Genomic DNA, 19,102 nt, shown 5'->3' with positions numbered 1-19,102 from the left:
CACCTATGAGTGAGACCAATAGCGAGAACGAACGTGGAGTGGCAAATGCCGCCCGCGAACTCTTACTGTTGGGGAAAAAAATCGTCCAATCCCGAGAACTCCTTGTATCGCTGGAAAAAGAGCTAATTGGAGTAAAGGGTGACCTTAGAGATAAGAAGAAAATTGAACTTCTGATTGAGGCCAATCAACAACTGGTGTTGAAGCTGCTGGATGATCCAGATTCCACAGCGCCGCACGATGGAGTACCAGATCAATGTCAGGAAACGCTTGAAGCTAACGAGCAGCTTGTTTTGGCCGCGTTTAACGCCCAAGACATGCAATCCAAAGCTGAGCAGGCATTGGCCGCGCAAAAAAGTGTACTGGCTAAGGTGGCCCACGAGCTTCGTAATCCGTTAACTCCGATCAGCATGATTGCAGAGCGAATGGTCAGCGTGCCCAGCATTGAACCGCCCCGAATGCGGGCGTTGATTGAAGGACAGGTTCAGCATCTGTCTCGCATCGTCGAGGATTTGTTGGACGTCTCTCGCGTCAGCGGTGGCAGGCTGCAACTTAATCGCGCAGATATCGATATTATTCAAATCATCAGTGCTGCCATTGAGGCGTGCCGCCCAATGATGGTGGCTAAAGCTCTGCAATTGCGCACCAGGTTTCCACATGAAACGCTGGTAATGAATGGCGACCCGGTTCGCCTCACTCAAATTCTGCACAACCTCCTGAGCAATGCAGTCAAATACACGCCAAATAAAGGTAACGTCGAGTTATCCGTTACTTTAGAACCTGACTTGTTACATATCCGTGTTTCCGACGACGGCATCGGCATCGCCGCAAAGACGCTCCCCTTCATATTCGATCCGTATGTGCGGGACGCCAAAGCTGTAGGCTTTTGCGGGTCCGGATTGGGGATTGGTCTAACCGTGGTTCGTGAGTTGGTTGAAGCACATGGTGGGACGATTATTGGCCGAAGTGAAGGTGAGGACAAAGGGAGTGAGTTTATTGTAACGCTCCCGATCGAGCTTGCTAAGCAGCCTGCAAATGCCAATCAGAGGAGTACATAACAATGACCGCTCCGTCGGTACTTGTTTTGGAGGACGATGAACTGCTAAGAATGTTGCTCATAGAAATCATCGAGGACATGGGGGAAATTGTCGTCTCTTACGCTTCGGCGGATGATGGAATGGTTTTTCTGGAAAGCGGCACCCATCAACTTTGCCTGATAGTAAGCGATATAAACATGCCCGGCCTTTTGGATGGGTACGACCTGAGCAAAATTGTGACACTTCGGTGGCCTTTGCTTCCCATGATATTGACTTCAGGAGGCGTTCAAAAAGTACTCGAGCTTGGCCCCAATATCAGTTTTTTAGCCAAACCCTGGACGTGTGAAGCAATGCTTCACTCAGTAAAATGCGGATTAGACAAATTCAAGAGCTGTAACCTACATTAACTGAACTCGACCGCTGACTTCGCCCGCCTCTCCATAACGGCAGCCCCACTCATCGACCGCTAGTCTCGTCTATCTACATATCTCTGAACTTCCATCCGTCATTGCTCCTCTCCCGCTTACCATCAAGCTAATGTGAGGAGCAGGACGTCATGAGAGCACTTACCTATCACGGCGCGCATAGCGTAAAAGTCGACACTGTTCCCGACCCGGTTATTGAGGACAGCGACGACATCATTCTACGAGTTACGGCCACCGCCATTTGTGGTTCTGATCTCCATCTGTATCGCGGAAAGATCCCGACTGTTGAGCATGGCGATATCTTCGGTCATGAATTTATGGGGATCGTTGAAGAGACAGGTTCAGCAGTCACTGCCGTTCAACCAGGCGACCGTGTAGTCATTCCTTTCGTTATCGCCTGTGGGAGCTGCTTCTTTTGTCAGATGGACTTGTTCGCCGCGTGTGAAACGACCAACACAGGACGGGGAGCGATTCTGAATAAAAAGGCCATCCCTTCGGGTGCTGCACTCTTCGGCTTCAGTCATATGTACGGTGGGATACCTGGGGGGCAAGCAGAATACGTACGTGTCCCCAAAGCCAACACCGGGCCTTTCAAAGTCCCGGGGACACTCTCGGACGAAAAGGTTCTGTTCCTCTCTGACATCCTGCCTACCGCATTTCAAGCCGTCACTAACGCAGGGATTGGCAAAAGCTCAAGCCTCGCCATTTACGGCGCAGGCCCTGTCGGTCTGTTAAGTGCCGCATGCGCAAGGATGCTGGGTGCAGATCAGATTTTCATGGTCGACCACCACCCCTATCGCCTGGCTTACGCACAAGAAACCTACGGCGTAATTCCGATCAATTTCGATGAGGATGACGATCCCGCAGACACGATCATTCGACAAACCAAAGGCATGCGTGGTGTGGACGGTGTTGTAGATGCGGTGGGTTTTGAAGCAAAAGGCAGTACAACAGAGACCGTGCTGGCTACGCTCAAACTGGAAGGCAGTAGCGGCAAAGCGTTGCGACAATGCATCGCTGCCGTCAGACGCGGCGGTGTCGTGAGTGTGCCAGGCGTGTACTCCGGATTCATCCATGGGTTCCTGTTCGGCGACGCGTTCGACAAAGGCCTGACGTTCAAGATGGGACAAACCCATGTCCAGCGTTATCTACCCGAACTTCTTGAGCACATCGAGACCGGACGTCTTGCACCCGAGGTCATCATCAGCCATCGAATGTCGTTGGAACAGGCCGCTGAGGGCTACAAGATCTTTGACAAGAAGGAAGAGGATTGCAGGAAGGTCATTCTGACGCCAGGCGGCGACCAGCCCTCAACGCGTGTGAACGATGGCCGCAGCCAAGTATGAAGACATAGGCTTGGTTATGGTTATTAAAGGGCCGGATGACTACGCCTATGTTCACGCTATCTCGTCCTTTTTTTTGCCTGGTGAACTGCGCATGGCATTGAGGAGTCGGAAAGAGTAAGGGGGGCAAAAAACCAAGTCATACTCGTAGACGCAAGACAAGGTCTCCAATAGAGCATTACGTTCTCTACTGGCGGTCATGCCGAACAACATACCCGTGCTCTACTGCACCTAGGGGCTTCCCTTCCGATCTAGTCTGGAGTTCGCCTCTCAACCAGGAATACAGGCATGCGTCTCTCAAATTTTATCAACGAAAATATTGAGCCAATTCTGCAGGCCTGAGAAGATTTTGCGCGAACGATTGACACACCAGGCATGCCGCTGGATACCAAGGCTCTTCGGGATCATGCCGAACAAATGCTTCATGCCATTGTGCTCGACCTGCGCACAAAACAATCGGTGGCAGAGCAAATCGCGAAAGCACAGGGAAACGCACCAACGACCGATACGGAAACGCCTGCGGAAACGCATGCGGTTACGAGGTTGATGGCAGGCTTCACTATTGATCAAATGGTGTCGGAGTATCGCGCTCTCAGGACAAGCGTACTCAGCCAGTGGTTAAAGCAAATCAAGGCTGACAGTCCACTTGATGTGGAAGATATGACTCGGTTTCATGAAGCAATAGACCAAGCGCTAGCAGAGTCCATTGCGAGCTACTCGCGAGCAGTTGAGGCATCCCGCAACGTTTTTCTCGGCATCCTGGGCCATGATTTACGAACACCGTTGGGCGCTATTTTGCTCGGTGCTGACGTGTTGCGGCGCTCGGAGGGACTTGGCGTAAGGGCGACTAAAATTTCCTCTCAGATTTACACCAGCGTTAAGCGCGCCAGTCAGATTGTCGGTGATCTATTGGATCTCACAAGGTGCCAGATGGGCCCGGGAATTCCTGTCAAAAAGGAGGGCTTGGACCTATTGCCCCTGTGCGAGCACATCGTAGATGAGATCCGGGCGTTCCAACCCAATACGGATATTCTTTTCGAGAAGAAGGCGTCAGCTTACGGAGAGTTTGATGGTGCGCGAATGGAGCAGGTGTTCTCCAATATCATTAGCAATGCTGTGCAGCACGGTGGTAACCAGTTCCCTATAGAGGTGTCGCTCGACGCTTCAGAGCAGAGCGTTATTTTCTCCGTCCATAACAGCGGGAAACCGATCCCTGACGACGTGTTGCCCTTCATTTTTAATCCAATGGGCCGGTTTTCCCAGCATTCGATTATCGACCATGGGCCTAGTGAAGGATTGGGCTTGGGCTTGTTTATCGCCTCAGAGATCGTTGCCTCGCATGGCGGTGCCATTGAGGTGATATCGAATCAAGAACACGGCACTACCTTCCTTGTCAGGTTACCCAAGCTTCATCTCAAAGGATGACCATTCTTCAATTTCACGGCGCTACATCTCTTTAGGGATCACCGAAATTTTTCCATTGCGTTCCAGAATCGCAAATTTGATCTGGTCTACTGTTTCGATTCCTTGGCTTGATCGTGCTGCCTCCATCACATCAGCCTCCACCAGCCGTGCATGACGCAAACGATGAATGAGCATCTTTCCATTTTCGACGATGATCGTCGGCTCACCAGAGATCAATCGTGACAACCACGCAGAGCGCTGCTTTAGTAGTGAAAGCCCAACATCGATTGCTATCAGAGTAACAATAACAAGCACCGAGTTAGTCAGGGAGAAGTCGTTCCCTAGCAAGGCTTGCTGCGTAGCCTCTCCAATGATCATCAACAACACGAAATCGAAAGTCGTCAGTTCCGCTAGTGAGCGCCGTCCGGCAATCTTGAACAGAACCATTAATGCCAGATACATCGCCGCAGCGCGCAATACCGAATCCATAAGTCACCTAAGGGAAAATGAATTGATTCAGATTTACTGGTTCAGCTCCCGGTGATGCGATACGTGTGTGAAAAAGCCCTAACCCTTCACCTTGCAAGGTTAGGTACAAGCTTGCACGCCCTTGAAAATCTGTTTGCAGCCACAGCTTCATCCCTTGCCCCGAACTGCTGGCTCGAATCGGCTCCGGCTGCATGCTTTCAATACTGAAGCCGTCCAGTAGTTCTCCCGCCAGTTCCAGCTCAACCGGGGCATTTGCCACACCGATCAACGTTATCTTCATCGGGTTGGAGGATCCATTACGGTGGAACATTTCATATTGCACCCTCACTTTTCCATCGCTTCCATGAGCATCATGACTGCTCAGCGGTCCGCGGGAGAAAAGTCCACATAACGCGAGCACAATCATGAGTACCAGTGCATACCAACCCCATCGTTCGAATCGCCAGACTTTGGCCTGATAAGCCATGTCTTCGCGAATGGGATAATCACGGCTCTGGTAATCGGGATGACGAGATTCGTCAGTCATGGATTTATCTATCCTCGCTCACCGGCCAAAGCGCGTTGATGAAAATGAGGCAGTTGCTCTAATGAGTGGTCTGCTACCCAACGCTGAACCTGCCACCTAGAACCAGTGAATCGATGCTCGCGGCGGAATACACTCATTCCTGTCGCCGACAATAGACATAGCAATTGTCCGAGAGGGTCATATTCATTGACCCCTGCGAAACCGGTTCATTCCGTGCATCTCATCCGTTTTGGACATCCTTTTTTTCCGACAAAACGAGCAGATGTTTTCAAGGGAGATAAGGAAACTGTAACGAAGAAGAAAAAAAGCGAACCTGGCACACATAGCCCGGTCGAGTATTGCTGGCGGCAAAGAAATCCCTATTGCTAAAACGTGCAGCGAACAGGCAAGTGGAGAAGGCTATGAATGTAGTTACCAGTGATCTGCCTGAGGTCATTCGACGCCAGGCTGACAGAATTCTCAAAGACATCAACAACGCCGGATCCATGATTGTCGCTGTGAAAAATGGCGCAAAGGCAAACGGATTTGTGCTGGGGGTGATGTGCGCGGGTGGTCTTCCACTAGAACGCTGTGAATTGCTCGCAGTGCAATTCGATGAAGTGACGGAGAGCAGGCTGAGATTTCTTGCCTTAGGCATTTAGCACAAATCCCTACGTACTGCAGGAGGGGTCGGGATGAGAACTATCATTTTCCTTGTGGTTTGCGCGTCACTAATGGGTTGTTCGCAAGCAGCCAAAATTCCGGAGGAATTTGACAGCGTTCCACCTTCAAGGCTTTACGGGTTCACTAAAAAATCTGATGCACAGTTGGTGGTGTTACATGACTCAACCGGGGTGAACTGCACGATCAGATTTTTCATAGATGGGAAGCATGCTGCTGATTTTGAATCAGGTGAGAAAGCTCATTTCGGGATGACAATCGGCACGCACAGAATTGCCGCTTTGCCGCTCGATGGCTGCGTGAATTCGCGAACTCAGAAGGAAAAAATAAACGTCAAAGCGGGAGACGCGATATTAAGGCGCATCTGACAGAGATCACGTTTTACCGCGTTGAGACGCGCGTACTTGACGCCTCACGCCGTTAAGTGGGAAAACGTGCATGGCCCAAATGGAAGCGTTGGCTTACTTCACACATCAAGGACGACTCATGAAAACCCTATTGTGTTTGCTGATCGCCACCGGCGTCGGCACCGCGCTTCAATACGCCGGCATCCCCCACGGCCTGTTGCTGGGCTCGATACTCGCGACCGCGTTGATCGCCAGCAACCTGCGATTCTCCCCCACCCTTCCCTTCGGTCTTGGCTACGTGCAGATCGTGCTGGGGATCGCGACCGGTCTGATGTTCACCTCGTGGGACAACCACACCGTGGCGGCCATGTTGCCCAGCCTCGGTTTCATGCTGCTGTGCCTGACGGTCCAGAGCACCGTGGCCGGTTTCTGGTTGTTCAGAGTCTCGGGCTGGAACCTCAAAGACTCGATGTTATCCGTGTATCCAGGCGCACTCGCCGCCGTCTTCGACTTGATCGAGTCCGAACGCGCGTCCGGCAAAGTGATCGTCGTGCACCTGGTCCGACTGTTGTCGATCACCTTGCTGGTCAGTTTTTGCATTCCCGGGCATCTCGATGTGGCGCTTGCGCAGAGCAGCCCGCTGGACGTGAGCACGGCGCTGACCCTGCTATCGCTGATCGCCTTGTGCCTGTTGCTCGGCCGTCTGCTGTTGAGTGTCGGCGTGCCGGCACCGTTCATGCTCACCGCAATCGTGCTTACCGGCGCCTACATTAAGCTGGGCTATCTCGAAACGTTCCACCTGCCGCAGTGGAGTGTCGACTCCGCCTCTGTCCTCATCGGCGTGCTGATCGGCTCGAAATTCAAGGACATCAGCTTTGTCGAGCTCGTCCGTCATGGCCGCGCCGGGCTGATCGCCGTCGGCCTGATGCTGGTGATCGCCGCAGCGTTTGCCGGTGTGGCCGGGCGGGTGCTGGGCAGCGATCCGTTGTCGTTGTGGCTGGCTTACATGCCGGGTGCAATCGAGACCATCGCCATCGTCGCGTTCAGTGGCGGGTTGAACGTAGTGTTCATCTTGACGCATCACTTGGTGCGGATGGTGGTGCTGCACTTTGCACCGGCGCTGATCGTGCAGGCGCGGCGCTGGCGGGAAGATGTTTGAACGGTTGCCAAGTCAGCATTGAGTCGAGGCCGGCTAACAGGCGTCCCCTTTTTTCGGAGCACTTGCCACCCATCTTCAGCGTAAACAGAGCGTAGGAAAATGAAGCGTGACGCTTGGGAAATGTCCAACATCGATAGCGGACATCTCTCGTTAGTGTTTCGGCTCCATATCGATAGGACACCGTATTATGTCTCTGTTTAAACGTTCGGCTACTGAGTTGTTAGGTACGTTCTGGCTGGTGTTTGGTGGTTGCGGCAGTGCAGTTTTGGCCGCGACTTTTCCAGGCGTGGGGATTGGTTTGCTGGGCGTTTCCCTGGCGTTTGGTTTGACCGTGCTGACCATGGCTTACGCCATTGGCCACATTTCCGGCTGTCATCTCAACCCCGCGGTCTCGGTCGGACTGGTGGTGGGTGGAAGGTTTCCGGCCAGAGAACTGCCCGCTTATATCTTCGCCCAAGTGCTGGGCGGGGTGATTGCAGCACCCCTGCTGTACTTCATCGCCAGTGGCAAACCCGGCTTCGAACTGGCCGGTGGCCTCGCGTCCAATGGTTACGGCGAACATTCGCCAGGTGGCTACTCGATGGCGGCGGGGTTTGTCACAGAGTTGGTGATGAGCGCGATGTTCATCCTGATCATCCTCGGTGCCACCGACAAACGTGCCCCTGCCGGTCTGGCACCGATTGCTATCGGCCTGGGCTGACCCTGATCCACCTGATCTCGATCCCCGTCACGAATACCTCGGTCAACCCGGCGCGCAGCACAGGCCCGGCACTGATTGTGGGTGGCTGGGCGATTGAGCAACTGTGGCTGTTTTGGTTGGCGCCGATGTTGGGTGCGGTCATCGGTGGCGTGACCTATCGCTGGCTGGGTAAAAACAACCGTTAACCTGTTCGCACCGGGTGATGATCAGCCTTGTCGATACGGCGAGGCGATCCTCTTGACTTCTGCATAGGCCGAAACTGCTATGCAGAAGTGTTACCCACTTTCAGCGAACACGGCTTTGCGGGGGGCACCACCCTGAACATGGCTCGCAAAAAATACCTGAGTAATTGCAAATGCGGTGCCGGCCGATCCCGTGGCACGCCGAAGTGGCAACACACCGGACCGATCTCGACACAATGAAAAGCGTGTGCCCCGGACGGGGCAGCACGCAATGATCGACGTCATCAAGTCCGGTGGTGAGTGGATTTCCTCGATCGATCTGAAAAACGCCGCACTGGGTCAACCGCGGTGGCGGAGGCCGCCGTGATCGGTATTGCTCATCCCAAGTGGCAGGAACGACCTCTGCTGGTCGTCGTCCTGAAACCGGGCAAGATCGCCAGCAAGGAAGAGCTGCTGGGTTTTCTAGAGGCCCGTGTAGCGAAATGGTGGTTGCCAGACGATGTGGTCTTCGTTGAGGTGCTGCCGCATACGGCAACCGGCAAGCTACAAAAAATCAAGCTACGCGAGCAGTTCCAGGACTACTACGCGGCGCTGTCAGGCTCGCCTAAAAATAGAGCGCGAGACTGCTGAAAGTCCACCGCCTGCCCAACTTGCGGCACCGCAGCCCGTCAGTTTTGACGACACCTTCGCAGGCTCCCAAGCCTCTTGGAATCGACGCAGTTATTTCGCCTTTCATTTTTGCTAACCGTCAAATTTCCAACTACAAATGATATGTGAGGTGGGTTATGTCCAAATCTTGACAGTGGTCGTCATGGGCCGGACGTCCGACAGATAGAAACAGCGTTAGGGATGGTCAGGCACATGGCACAGGGCAAGTACCGTTCGGACATCGATGGGCTGCGGGCTGTGGCGGTGATAGCGGTGCTTCTGCATCACCTCAACACCAACCTGTTGCCAGGGGGGTTCGTTGGCGTTGACATCTTCTTCGTCATCTCCGGCTTTTTGATCACCTCCCAGGTTTATTCCGAGGTCAAGCGCAACGCTTTTTCGCTGAAGGGTTTTTATCAACGGCGTATCAATCGCATTGTTCCTGCGCTGGTCACGGTATTGCTGGCGACTGTGATCGTCGGGGCCTTTATCCTTTCGCCGGTCGACCTGATCCGGCTCAACGTCAGTGCACTGCTCTCTTTGATGGGCGTCTCGAACATCTATATCTGGGTCAAATACGGTAACTACTTCGCCGCTGACGCCAGTGAAGCTCCCCTGCTGCATACCTGGTCATTGGGTATTGAAGAGCAGTTTTACCTGCTCTGGCCGTTATTCATTGTGTTGCTCTATCGCTTCGCGCCGCGTTACGTGCTGCCGGTATTGGCCATTGGCGTGGTCGTCGCGGTTGGCGTTTCAGAATACGCGGCAGGCATCTTTTCGACAGCCGCCTACTATCTGCTGCCTACGCGCTTTTTCGAATTGATGCTGGGCGGGTTGCTGGGGATCTATCTGCATCAACCGCGCATCATCGGGAAGCTGACGGCTCATGGCATTGCTCTGGCGGGCTTCCTGCTGATCGGTTATTCGCTGTTTGCCTTGAACCCCTACTCGACCTTCCCCGGGATCAACGCCTTGATCCCTTGCCTGGGGGCCGCGTTGTTGATCCTGGCCGGCAGCGGCGACACGCGCTCGCGTTTGCTCACCAGCCGGCCAATGGTGTTTATCGGTTTGATTTCCTATTCGCTGTACTTGTGGCACTGGCCGTTGATTGCCTACCTGAGCTACCTGGAGATCCCCATCGATTTGCCTGTCGGGGCGATGCTGATCGCGGTCTCGGTCATCCTCGCGTGGCTGTCCTGGCGTTATGTCGAGGTACCCTTTCGACGCAACGGGGCGACGTGGAAATTTTCCCGGGTCTTCGCCCGTCGATTCGCCGTTCCGGCATTGGGCCTGGCCGCGTTGGCGGTGCTGAGCCTGCAATTCAACGGCTTCCCGCAACGTTTCAGCCCTGATGTTTCGCTACTCGAAGCGATGACCCTGCAGAAGCCGAGCGAGATTCGCAAGGGGTGCCACGTCACCAATGCCCTGTACGGCACAGCACCTAATGACGCGTGTCGCCTGGGGGTCAAAAAAGCAGAGCTGGACGGCATCATGATCGGTGATTCGTTTGCCAATCACTTCACGGGCATGGTCGATCTTCTGGCCAAACCAGACAAACTCTCGATCATGGATTACACCATGGACTCGTGCCCGCCGATCCTCGGCTACACCGTCGACATGAATGCGGTGTACGCCGCCCATTGTGCACAACGCAACGAGCGGGCGTTCGGCCTGATCGAGCAAAACCATTACCGCTACGTGGTGCTGGCGGCGATCTGGCCCAGGGACGCGATTGCCAAAGACATGGTCGAAGCGAGTATCAAGCGGGTGGCGGAGCACAGCGAAGAGGTCATCGTCATCCTGAGGAATCAGCACATCGAAAAAGCCGCCAGTTGCCCGATTCGCCACTTGATGTTCGGTACCGACCACAGTTGCTCGGTCGCACAAAGCGCCAGGGCGCCCTATTGGACTGATATAAGTGCGAAGTACCCGAAGGTGCACTTTATCGACCCCAATCAAGTGATCTGCCCGGAAGGCGTGTGCAGCCCGATTATCAAGGGCAAGCTGCTGTACCTGGATGATTCGCACTTGAATGATGTGGGTTCGCGTTTTATCGGCCGCACGTTACTGGACCGAGGCTACTCGTTGCTGCACGACCCGGTGGCCACCCCACGTACTGCCGGGACGACGTTGGAAGCCACCGTTCACCTGTAGGGGTAAGTTTATAGTAGTCGGGATCGTCCACTTCTGGCTGAACCGCCACGCATCAGCAGGCGCACCATTGCAGTGCAATTTATTGGCGTAAAGACGTTTCCTCAACTAGGGTTTCTACCGAATCGAACGGCGCTGATTCTCCAGCGGGCGCCTGATCAAGGAGGATAGATGACGTCCATTTATCAAGCCGAAAAAACCTATCGCACCTGGTCCAGCCCTATCTTGCTTGCACTCAAAGAGAGAGCGGATGAGATGGACCCTGATAATCGCCAGGCACTTGAGAATGTCCTGGCAGAAAGGAGGCTGATAAACATTGGCAACCCTTCTGGCAAAGATCGGCGCCATCCGAATTCCTGACCGCTACCCCAAGCAAAAATCAGTCTGTTCATCGGATACTTCAAGCGCACCCTTGCGGTGGTGGCCAGTAGCCGCTACACGTTAAGGTGAATTCGGAAGGAGTACGCGAAGATGATTTCAAGATTCGTTGTCGTCCCTGCAATTCCCACGGAAACGGGATCAATGCGCAACGGAACGCGCTTCTACTGCAAAACCGCCCCCATAGGGTTCAACCTCTACGACAATGAAGAAAAGCGCAGGCTCCCTACCACTTACCCGACACGAGTAGAGGCCGAGCAAGAGTGCTCGCAGCTCAATACTAAGTGCCTCCAATGCATGCTCGCTGAGCGCCCTGCTTGAGCGCGCCATGAGCGCGTGCATCACGACTGAATGAAAAACTTCGCGTTTTGCTGAAGCTGATAAAAGTCCGAAAACAGAGGGAACTGGCACTACGCCATCAATGTCGTAGTGACAGCACCTGGAGATTCGGATGACCCGCCCTCGATATTTTCAAATCACATATGGCTACAACAAGACTCGGCATATTTTTGTTCAACCCGACTCTTACATGACTGAGGCAGACGCTTGGTACTACGCTTGCCTGCATTCGGGGATCGGACTGTCGTATGGGGACAATCACGATCAACAAAATTTCGACGCGCTGCGCAGCCATGCACAGGAATATGGCTTGATGCAGGTTAGCTGGGAGGAGTTACCGTAAATGCCGGCGTGCGGGCCACTCAGGTGCCGCCGCCCACGCCCTCTATCGCTTTTGCAAATGCAGTACCCGCCTCCCTCACTAACATGCGCCATTCCACGCCGTTGATCAGCCCAGTACGCTCCATTTCATCTGCCGCCTTGAGCAACTCGTCGTACTGTTCTTCACAATCCATGCGAATTTCCGGCTCGTTGAGAAGCTTGTACCAGGCAGCCAGCGCTTGCTTCTTTTGATCATCATTCATCGCCAAACTCCCAAGGACAGTTTTCTCTTGGAAGTTATCCAGCGAATAACCGTTCCTCGGTTCCGACAGATGGCGCTAACAAACGAAGTTCACAAGAAGTGAGCTTTACAAGCACGTGCGAACCGCTTTACGCATCGCGTCCGACTTGGCCCACGGCGGCCCCTGATACAGCGAAACCCGACTGCCGTCCTTGTATTTCACGATGTCCAGAATCTCGTCCGCCGTAATGATGCTTGGCGCGTTGATCCGGTAGCCATTGGAAATTGCAGTTTGAGTCGTTCTGGAAACTTCCTGCTGCCATAGCGGCAATAGACATCCAGCGTATTCTTTGGGCGTCTTGTTACTGTATTTGCTGACGTTAGGCTCACCTGGAACCAGGGATGCCGGCAGCGAACAACCCGCCAGCATCGCCATCGCTACTCCCCCAATCAACATCCGCATGACGCTTCCCTATCCTGAAAAACGGGAAATGTAGCGCGTAGCGGACCAGACATCCATCTATAGAATCGCCCCTCAAGGAGTTGCGTTGTGATCGCCGTGCTCTGGATAGGACCTTTCGTTCAAATACGCCATCCATCGTTCATAGGCTTCATGCTGCCATTGAGTCACCCGCTCCCACTCCGGACCGCTCAACTGATGAGCCGAAATCAGATTCATCATCTCCGTGGTTGCTGCATCCAGATCAACAATCAGCGCTTGCGCATGGAATCTGAAATCATCGGTATTGGTCATTTGAAGTTGCCTCGCCTAGCGAAAATTCGCCACTTCAGTACGACATCACGCCTGTCCGTTCGGGCCCATCCTCCCGACAAGCGGCGTACTTTCCATCCATTGAGCATCAGCTGAACAAACGCCCCTCCGGCTAATCGGGACTACTCTTTTGTTGAGGGGTATTTGCGGGAGGTCATCATGTGGCTCAACGAAGATGAAAACCAACTTCGGCGCGATCTGCAAAGTGTTGCGTCGGACCTTAGATGGTCAGCAGTGGAACTCTTGCGCATCGCAGAGCAACTACGCCAGGCCGGTAATGATGTGGATGCGCAAGCTGCCCTGAAATTGTGCGACCTGTTTCAAGGCGATGAACAGCGCCTGGCGGGCTATGCCGAAGAGGTGAAAGCCAAGGTCATCAGTCGGACGAAAGCCCACTAACGGGAGCGGTGTCATGAACAAGCCACTATTCGCGCTGGTCGTCGTGCTGGCGGCGACGGGTGGCTGCAGCACTGATTCGCACGTTTATCGCGACCAGCCGCTGGTCGCAAAAGTCGATACCGGCATGAGCAAGGACCAGGTTCAGCAGATTGGCGGTCAGCCTTAATCAATAACGGAGCGCACGGTGGTGCCTGGCACCGGTTGGCGGTGGTTATAGGCAAGGTGGCGTACCGGGCTAGCTGGAAACCGGTTTATTACAGGTGTTCCGCCATTTATCAGCGAACGTATTGATTGCGTCACTTTTGAGATCTGGAGAATCGAGGACGGGCTGGTTGTACGCTTCGTTGATCAGCATTGCGCCTAACTTGTCGTGCTCAGGATTACCCGACTTCACCGCCAGCAAACTTTCTTTCGAGTCGCCATTTTGCCGAGATTGCATGATCGATCCGGCCAATGTTCGGAAAGCATCGCAGACCTTTTGATTGGTGTGGATTTCGCTAAGCGTTTGGGCCTGGACCTGACCTGCACCCGCCAAACATAGAGCAGAGCACACTGCCAGTGCAGTCCAGCGACCTTTCAACATGAGTTCGTCCTTGGATTAAAAGTCGCCACCCTATCACCGCAATGCCGCGTTTAAAATCCTCCTGACCGTGCTTTTACGACAAAAAAAAGCCCCGGCATTCCAGGGCTTTAAACGCACGCTCATTCTGATTTCTGAGTTCGCCGAGATGCTCTGCAGGCAGGCAGCGCAGCCGCGTAGGCCAGTGCTTCCTCTCTGCTGCCAAAGGCACCGAGCCGGTCGCCTTTGGTGCATACCCGCCAGGGGCCGTTGTTTACGCTGAGTACTTCATAACCGTTCATGTGCATTTTATTCAGCATCGGAACGCTCATAGTCACCTCCTTTTGGGCAGTGATAAGCCACGATTGACTTGGCTACCTTACACCCGGCCTTTGCCCAGGTGCCGACCAGACGTCGCGCCAGGTTTTCGACATCCCTTTGCACTTTCTGTCGCCCCCCTGACTCCAACCCTTTAAACAGAGGCTCCGGCCTGAATATTGCATTTTTGTGACGGTTTGATGACAGGCGGCGGTTTAGTAACACATGAAAGTACGGGCAACAGTCATTTGCGAGCAGGACCGGCATGTTCTCCTGGTGCGCAAACCCAGGTGTCGCTGGACCTTGCCCGGGGGAAAAGTCGAGCGCGGTGAAACCACTGCGGGTGCGGCCATGCGCGAACTCCAGGAGGAAACAGGGCTGGGAGTCGACGGCTTGCTGTATTTGATGGAACTGGAAACGGGCGGCACCCGACACCATGTTTATGAGGCGTCAGTGCTCAACTCGGACGAGGCCCGGCCACAAAATGAAATTGTCGATTGCATGTGGTATCCGCTGGACGCGGTCCAAAACCTGAACACAAGCGACGCCACGCTTAAAATCGTCAAAGCCTTTCAGCGTCGCTTGTAAGTTTGCGTCAGCCCTGGTCGCCTCCGCCCACTGGCATGATCATGCCGGTGATATACGACGCTTCGTCGCTGGCCAGAAACAGAATAGCGCCTGCCTGCTCATCCAGCGTGCCGTAGCGTTTCATCAAACTGCTGTCGAGCGTCTGGTCGACAATCTGCTGGTACCAGACCTTTTCTTCAGCGCTTTGCTCTGTGCTGTTACGTGGGATGACCCGCGGCGGCGCTTCGGTGCCACCGGGCGCGGTGGCATTGACCCGAACCCCACGCCCGGCGGTTTCAAATGCCAGGCAAGCGGTCAGCGCATTGACGCCGCCCTTCGCCGCGCCGTACGGCACGCGATTGATACTGCGGGTGGCGATGGACGAAACGTTGACGATGGCACCGCTGCCCTGTTCAAGCATGTACGGCAGCGCGGCATGGCAGCACCACAAGGTCGGAAAGAGCGAACGACGGACTTCGGCTTCGATCTGCTGCTCTTCATAGTGCTCAAAAGGCTTGGCCCAGATCGTGCCGCCCACGTTGTTGACCAGCACATCCAGACGCCCAAAGCGCTCGACGGCGGTACGCATCACACGGCTGCATTCGCTGTATTGCTCAAGGTCGGCGGTCAGGGCAAGCACCTGGCTGCCCTGCCCCAATTGTTGCTGCACCTCGAACACCAGATCCGAGCGATCAACCAGAATCAACCGCGCACCCTCGGCGGCCATGCGTTCGGCCACCCGCCGACCGATGCCTTGCGCCGCGCCAGTGATCAGCACGACTTTTTCCTGAAATCTGTTCATAAATACCTCCATGCGAAATTCAATTTCGCGGGAAACGGCTATCTGTAGCAGCTGCCGAGCCTGCGAGGCTGCGTTCGGCTGCGAAGCAGTCGTGAGATCTGTGCATGCGGTGCATCTGGAAGACTGTGCACTCAAGTATCACGACTGCTTCGTCCGAACGCGGCCCGAGCCGAACGCAGCCTCGCAGGCTCGGCAGCTGCTACAAAGACGGTGTCGTTGCTAACACTTACGCCGCGCTGGCGGCGAATTTCTCGTAGTAGAAGTTCGTCGGCGCGACGCCTTGTTCGCGAATGAACTGACTGACCGCTTCGACCATTGGCGGCGGGCCGCACAGGTAGACGTCGACGTCGCCATCGTTCAAATGCCGTGGCTCGATGTGCTGGGTGACGTAGCCCTTGAGCGGGTGCTGGCTGTCGGGGTTGGCGACACAGGCACTGAAGCTGAAATTCGGGATTCGCGCGGCAAACGCTTCGAGCCGGTCCAGTTCCACCAAGTCGAAATCGTTGGTCACACCGTAGATCAAATGCAGCGGATGCTCACTGCCCTGCTCGGCGATTTTTTCCAGCATCGCGGTGAACGGCGCCAGGCCTGTACCGCCGGCCAGCAGCAACAATGGACGGCGAATGTCACGCAGATAGAAACTGCCCAACGGCCCGGCCAGGCTCATGCTGTCGCCGGCCTTGGCCATACCGGTGAGGAAGCTGCTCATCAAGCCGCCAGGCACGTTGCGGATCAGGAAACTGACTTCACCGTCACGCTGCAACGAGCTGAAGGAATAAGCGCGGGTCTGCTCGCTGCCGGGAATCCCGAGGTTCACGTACTGGCCCGGCAGGAACGCCAGTTTGCTCAGCGCCTCGCCCTTGATCGACAGCGCGATGGTGCTGTCGGACAGCTGCCGCACGGCGCTGATGGTGGCGTCGTAACTGGCCTGTTGCGTACGGCAGACTTGCGATGAAGTCGGCACCCGTACCACGCAATCGCTCTGGGCGCGCATCTGGCAGGTCAGGACGAAACCTTGCTCGGCTTCTTCCGCCGTGAGCGCGTCTTCGATGTATTCCTCGCCCAAGTCATAACGACCGGCCTCGGCGAAACACTTGCAGGTGCCGCAGGCGCCGTCACGGCAATCCAGCGGAATGTTGATGCCTTGGCGATACGCGGCATCGGCCACGGTTTCACCCACATTAGCGTCGATGAACCGAGTGACGCCGTCTTCGAAATTGAATGCTATGGAATGAGTCATGACGGCCGCCTCAGAGGTGGTAGACATCGATGACCTGGCGAACGTAATCGTTCTTCAGGATCACTTTCTTGGCCTTGATCAACGGGTTTTCACCGCGCACATCAAGGGTGTAGAAACTGCTGCCGAAATAGCTGTCGACGGTCTTGTAGCGAAAGCTCAGGGTGTGCCAGTTGAAGCGCACCTTGCACTGGCCGTCGGCCTGCTCAAGCAGCTCGATATTGCTGATGTTGTGCGAGGTCCGGGTGTCCGGAACGCTGGCGCTGGAACGCTCGGTCTTGATGCGGAAGATGCGGTCTTCCAGGCCGGTGCGGTTGCCGTACCAGATCAGCGAGATCTCGCGCTGTGGGTCCTCGGTCAACTCGTCGTTGTCGTCCCAGGACGGCATCCAGAACGACGCATCGGCGGCGTACAGTTCCAGCCAGTCGTCCCATTGCTTGTCATCGAGGTAGCGCGCTTCGCGGTAGAGAAAATCGCGCACGGCGTCATAAGTGATGGTCATTGCACTGCCTCCACAGCGATCAATCCGGACTGTTCGGCGGCCAGGGCTTTGAGCATGGTTTGCTGCCAATACTTGTGTTGCAGCACGAACAGGCCTTCGTCTTCGGTACGCACGCCGCTGAGCAGCGGATGCAGGTCGATTTCCTTGGCCGCGTCATCGGCGCCTTCGACCCAGTGTTCGGCACCGCGGGACATGTCATTCCACGTCGTGACGCTGCCCTGATAGCTGGTCTGGCAGGAGCGAAACTCTTCCAGATCGTCCGGGGTGGCCATGCCGCTGACGTTGAAGAAATCCTCGTACTGACGAATCCGGCTCGAACGGGCGTGGTCGCTTTCGCCTTTGGGGGCGATGCAGTAAATGGTGATTTCCGTGCGGTCGACCGAGATCGGCCGGGCGATGCGGATCTGCGAGCTGAACTGGTCCATCAGGTACACGTTCGGGTACAGGCACAGGTTGCGCGAGTTCTCGATCATCCAGTCGGCGCGGGCCTTGCCAAAATCCTGGGCCAGTTCATCACGACGCTCGTAGAGCGGACGATCCTCGGGGTTGGACCAGCGGGTCCAGAGCAACATGTGGCCCTTGTCGAACGAGTAGAAACCACCGCCCTGTTTGGCCCAGGTCCCGGCGCTCATGGTCGGGTTGCTGTCGCCCGCTTCACGCTGTTTGCGCTGGTTCTGGGTGGCGGCGTAGTTCCAGTGCACGGAGCTGACGTGGTAACCGTCGGCGCCGTTTTCGGCGGTGAGTTTCCAGTTGCCTTCGTAGATGTAGCTTGAGGAACCGCGCAGCACTTCGAGGCCATCGGCGGACTGGTCGACGATCATGTCGATGATCTTCGCCGACTCGCCCAGGTGTTCAACCAGCGGCACCACATCGGCCTTCAGGCTGCCGAACAGGAAGCCGCGATAGGATTCGAAACGCGCGACTTTGGTCAGGTCGTGGGAGCCTTCGCAGTTGAAGCTCGCCGGGTAACCCGCAGCGGCCGGGTCTTTGACTTTGAGCAGCTTGCCGGAGTTATTGAAAGTCCAGCCGTGGAACGGGCAAGTGTAGGAGCTCTTGTTGCCGGTCTTGTGCCGGCACAGAGTCGCGCCGCGGTGGCTGCAGGCGTTGATGAAGGCGTTGAGCACACCTTCCTTGTTGCGCGCGATGAAGATCGACTGACGCCCCATGGTGGTGGTGTAGAAATCGTTGATATTGGGGATCTGGCTTTCGTGCGTCAGGTACAGCCAGTTGCCTTCGAAGATGTGCTGCATCTCCAGGTCGAACAGCCGTGGATCAGTGAACATCTCGCGCTTGCAGCGGTAGATGCCTTTTTCTTTGTCATCTTCAAGCAGGGAGTGAAGGTATTCGGGTCGCAGGGACATGGCCGCCGCCTCCATTGTTTTTATTCAGGCAGGGCCATGCTAGGACGGGGGGATGGGGCGGACTATCCGATGGGTGCAGAGGTGTATCCGTTTACTGCAAACGACCCACGTCCTGTAGCAGCTGCCGAGCAACGCGAGGCTGCGTTCGGCGACGCAGTCGTCGTAAACCCTGCGAACGCGGTTTTCCTGATGCACCGCGGGGGCTGATTTCACGACGACTTCGTCGCCGAACGCAGCC

The 19,102-nt window shown here is 55.3% G+C and carries 23 protein-coding genes and 3 pseudogenes; 15 read left to right on the top strand and 11 right to left on the bottom strand.

The genetic code is table 11. The annotated features are described in order from the left end of the window. Window positions 1-5 precede the first annotated feature (5 nt). The 4 genes and pseudogenes from ACA070_RS12825 to ACA070_RS12810 all read left to right on the top strand — a co-directional run bounded on the left by ACA070_RS12825 (window position 6) and on the right by ACA070_RS12810 (window position 4,227). Window positions 6-1,055, top strand: coding sequence for a sensor histidine kinase (locus ACA070_RS12825; protein ID WP_497451433.1), 1,050 nt, complete (start codon window positions 6-8; stop codon window positions 1,053-1,055). 2 nt (window positions 1,056-1,057) lie between these two features. Beyond that, window positions 1,058-1,441 (top strand): response regulator, encoded by a 384-nt coding sequence (locus tag ACA070_RS12820; RefSeq protein ID WP_497451432.1) that lies wholly within the window; start codon window positions 1,058-1,060, stop codon window positions 1,439-1,441. A 149-nt stretch (window positions 1,442-1,590) separates the two neighbouring features. Further along, window positions 1,591-2,805: a zinc-dependent alcohol dehydrogenase gene (locus ACA070_RS12815; RefSeq protein ID WP_497451431.1), complete on the top strand. Its 1,215-nt coding sequence runs from the start codon at window positions 1,591-1,593 to the stop codon at window positions 2,803-2,805. A gap of 285 nt (window positions 2,806-3,090) precedes the next feature. Then, window positions 3,091-4,227 (top strand): annotated as a pseudogene (locus tag ACA070_RS12810) (sensor histidine kinase). Between the two features lie 21 nt (window positions 4,228-4,248). On the opposite strand, the gene ACA070_RS12805 reads toward ACA070_RS12810, so the two are convergent. Continuing rightward, window positions 4,249-4,695 (bottom strand): DUF421 domain-containing protein, encoded by a 447-nt coding sequence (locus ACA070_RS12805; protein ID WP_497451430.1) that lies wholly within the window; start codon window positions 4,693-4,695, stop codon window positions 4,249-4,251. A 7-nt stretch (window positions 4,696-4,702) separates the two neighbouring features. Beyond that, window positions 4,703-5,221: a hypothetical protein gene (locus ACA070_RS12800; protein ID WP_497451429.1), complete on the bottom strand. Its 519-nt coding sequence runs from the start codon at window positions 5,219-5,221 to the stop codon at window positions 4,703-4,705. Window positions 5,222-5,622: 401 nt separating this feature from the next. Between ACA070_RS12800 and ACA070_RS12795 the strand changes: the two genes are divergently transcribed. From ACA070_RS12795 to ACA070_RS12760, 8 genes and pseudogenes are all read left to right on the top strand, one after another. Beyond that, on the top strand, window positions 5,623-5,862 hold the full coding sequence (locus ACA070_RS12795) for a hypothetical protein (protein WP_497451428.1): 240 nt from the start codon (window positions 5,623-5,625) through the stop codon (window positions 5,860-5,862). 33 nt (window positions 5,863-5,895) lie between these two features. After that, window positions 5,896-6,249 (top strand): hypothetical protein, encoded by a 354-nt coding sequence (locus tag ACA070_RS12790; RefSeq protein WP_497451427.1) that lies wholly within the window; start codon window positions 5,896-5,898, stop codon window positions 6,247-6,249. A 118-nt stretch (window positions 6,250-6,367) separates the two neighbouring features. Continuing rightward, window positions 6,368-7,387 carry an AbrB family transcriptional regulator gene (locus tag ACA070_RS12785; RefSeq protein ID WP_497451426.1) on the top strand — a complete coding sequence of 340 codons (1,020 nt, stop codon included), beginning with the start codon at window positions 6,368-6,370 and terminating at the stop codon, window positions 7,385-7,387. 187 nt (window positions 7,388-7,574) lie between these two features. After that, window positions 7,575-8,272 (top strand): annotated as a pseudogene (gene aqpZ, locus ACA070_RS12780) (aquaporin Z). Between the two features lie 297 nt (window positions 8,273-8,569). Beyond that, window positions 8,570-8,899 carry an AMP-binding enzyme gene (locus ACA070_RS12775; RefSeq protein ID WP_497451425.1) on the top strand — a complete coding sequence of 110 codons (330 nt, stop codon included), beginning with the start codon at window positions 8,570-8,572 and terminating at the stop codon, window positions 8,897-8,899. Between the two features lie 231 nt (window positions 8,900-9,130). Then, the gene (locus ACA070_RS12770; protein ID WP_497451424.1) at window positions 9,131-11,071 is read left to right on the top strand and encodes an acyltransferase family protein; all 1,941 of its coding nucleotides are present in this window, start codon (window positions 9,131-9,133) and stop codon (window positions 11,069-11,071) included. 168 nt (window positions 11,072-11,239) lie between these two features. After that, window positions 11,240-11,428, top strand: coding sequence for a hypothetical protein (locus ACA070_RS12765; RefSeq protein ID WP_497451423.1), 189 nt, complete (start codon window positions 11,240-11,242; stop codon window positions 11,426-11,428). 469 nt (window positions 11,429-11,897) lie between these two features. After that, entirely contained in the window at window positions 11,898-12,128 is a 231-nt protein-coding gene (locus tag ACA070_RS12760; RefSeq protein ID WP_497451422.1) for a DUF6555 family protein, read from the top strand. Window positions 12,129-12,147: 19 nt separating this feature from the next. Here the strand turns inward: ACA070_RS12760 and ACA070_RS12755 are convergent, their stop codons facing one another. The 3 genes from ACA070_RS12755 to ACA070_RS12745 form a co-directional block, all read right to left on the bottom strand. Next, complete coding sequence (locus ACA070_RS12755) at window positions 12,148-12,369, bottom strand: hypothetical protein (protein ID WP_497451421.1); 222 nt, start codon at window positions 12,367-12,369, stop codon at window positions 12,148-12,150. A gap of 105 nt (window positions 12,370-12,474) precedes the next feature. Then, window positions 12,475-12,810, bottom strand: a complete 336-nt coding sequence (locus ACA070_RS12750) for a hypothetical protein (RefSeq protein ID WP_497451420.1) — start codon at window positions 12,808-12,810, stop codon at window positions 12,475-12,477. Window positions 12,811-12,882: 72 nt separating this feature from the next. Next, on the bottom strand, window positions 12,883-13,101 hold the full coding sequence (locus tag ACA070_RS12745; RefSeq protein ID WP_497451419.1) for a hypothetical protein: 219 nt from the start codon (window positions 13,099-13,101) through the stop codon (window positions 12,883-12,885). A 177-nt stretch (window positions 13,102-13,278) separates the two neighbouring features. Between ACA070_RS12745 and ACA070_RS12740 the strand changes: the two genes are divergently transcribed. Both ACA070_RS12740 and bamE read left to right on the top strand, forming a co-directional pair. Then, window positions 13,279-13,518: a hypothetical protein gene (locus ACA070_RS12740; protein ID WP_497451418.1), complete on the top strand. Its 240-nt coding sequence runs from the start codon at window positions 13,279-13,281 to the stop codon at window positions 13,516-13,518. 13 nt (window positions 13,519-13,531) lie between these two features. Next, window positions 13,532-13,681: pseudogene (bamE, locus tag ACA070_RS12735) on the top strand (outer membrane protein assembly factor BamE domain-containing protein); the annotation flags it as partial. A gap of 72 nt (window positions 13,682-13,753) precedes the next feature. Here bamE and ACA070_RS12730 read toward each other — a convergent pair. Both ACA070_RS12730 and ACA070_RS12725 read right to left on the bottom strand, forming a co-directional pair. Next, window positions 13,754-14,101, bottom strand: coding sequence for a hypothetical protein (locus ACA070_RS12730; RefSeq protein ID WP_497451417.1), 348 nt, complete (start codon window positions 14,099-14,101; stop codon window positions 13,754-13,756). Between the two features lie 119 nt (window positions 14,102-14,220). Continuing rightward, window positions 14,221-14,409: a DUF2188 domain-containing protein gene (locus ACA070_RS12725; RefSeq protein WP_497451416.1), complete on the bottom strand. Its 189-nt coding sequence runs from the start codon at window positions 14,407-14,409 to the stop codon at window positions 14,221-14,223. 211 nt (window positions 14,410-14,620) lie between these two features. Between ACA070_RS12725 and ACA070_RS12720 the strand changes: the two genes are divergently transcribed. Next, window positions 14,621-14,983 carry an NUDIX hydrolase gene (locus tag ACA070_RS12720; RefSeq protein WP_497451415.1) on the top strand — a complete coding sequence of 121 codons (363 nt, stop codon included), beginning with the start codon at window positions 14,621-14,623 and terminating at the stop codon, window positions 14,981-14,983. Between the two features lie 7 nt (window positions 14,984-14,990). Here the strand turns inward: ACA070_RS12720 and ACA070_RS12715 are convergent, their stop codons facing one another. The 4 genes from ACA070_RS12715 to benA all read right to left on the bottom strand — a co-directional run bounded on the left by ACA070_RS12715 (window position 14,991) and on the right by benA (window position 18,864). Beyond that, complete coding sequence (locus ACA070_RS12715; RefSeq protein WP_497451414.1) at window positions 14,991-15,764, bottom strand: 1,6-dihydroxycyclohexa-2,4-diene-1-carboxylate dehydrogenase; 774 nt, start codon at window positions 15,762-15,764, stop codon at window positions 14,991-14,993. Window positions 15,765-15,990: 226 nt separating this feature from the next. Next, the gene (benC, locus tag ACA070_RS12710; protein WP_497451413.1) at window positions 15,991-17,004 is read right to left on the bottom strand and encodes a benzoate 1,2-dioxygenase electron transfer component BenC; all 1,014 of its coding nucleotides are present in this window, start codon (window positions 17,002-17,004) and stop codon (window positions 15,991-15,993) included. Between the two features lie 10 nt (window positions 17,005-17,014). Next, the gene (gene benB / locus ACA070_RS12705; RefSeq protein WP_497451412.1) at window positions 17,015-17,503 is read right to left on the bottom strand and encodes a benzoate 1,2-dioxygenase small subunit; all 489 of its coding nucleotides are present in this window, start codon (window positions 17,501-17,503) and stop codon (window positions 17,015-17,017) included. Next, on the bottom strand, window positions 17,500-18,864 hold the full coding sequence (benA, locus tag ACA070_RS12700) for a benzoate 1,2-dioxygenase large subunit (protein WP_497451411.1): 1,365 nt from the start codon (window positions 18,862-18,864) through the stop codon (window positions 17,500-17,502). The genes benB and benA overlap by 4 nt, the downstream gene beginning before the upstream one ends. Window positions 18,865-19,102 lie beyond the last annotated feature (238 nt).

The organism is Pseudomonas sp. LBUM1678 (assembly GCF_059695575.1).
This window is presented reverse-complemented; position numbering and strand designations above follow the sequence as displayed.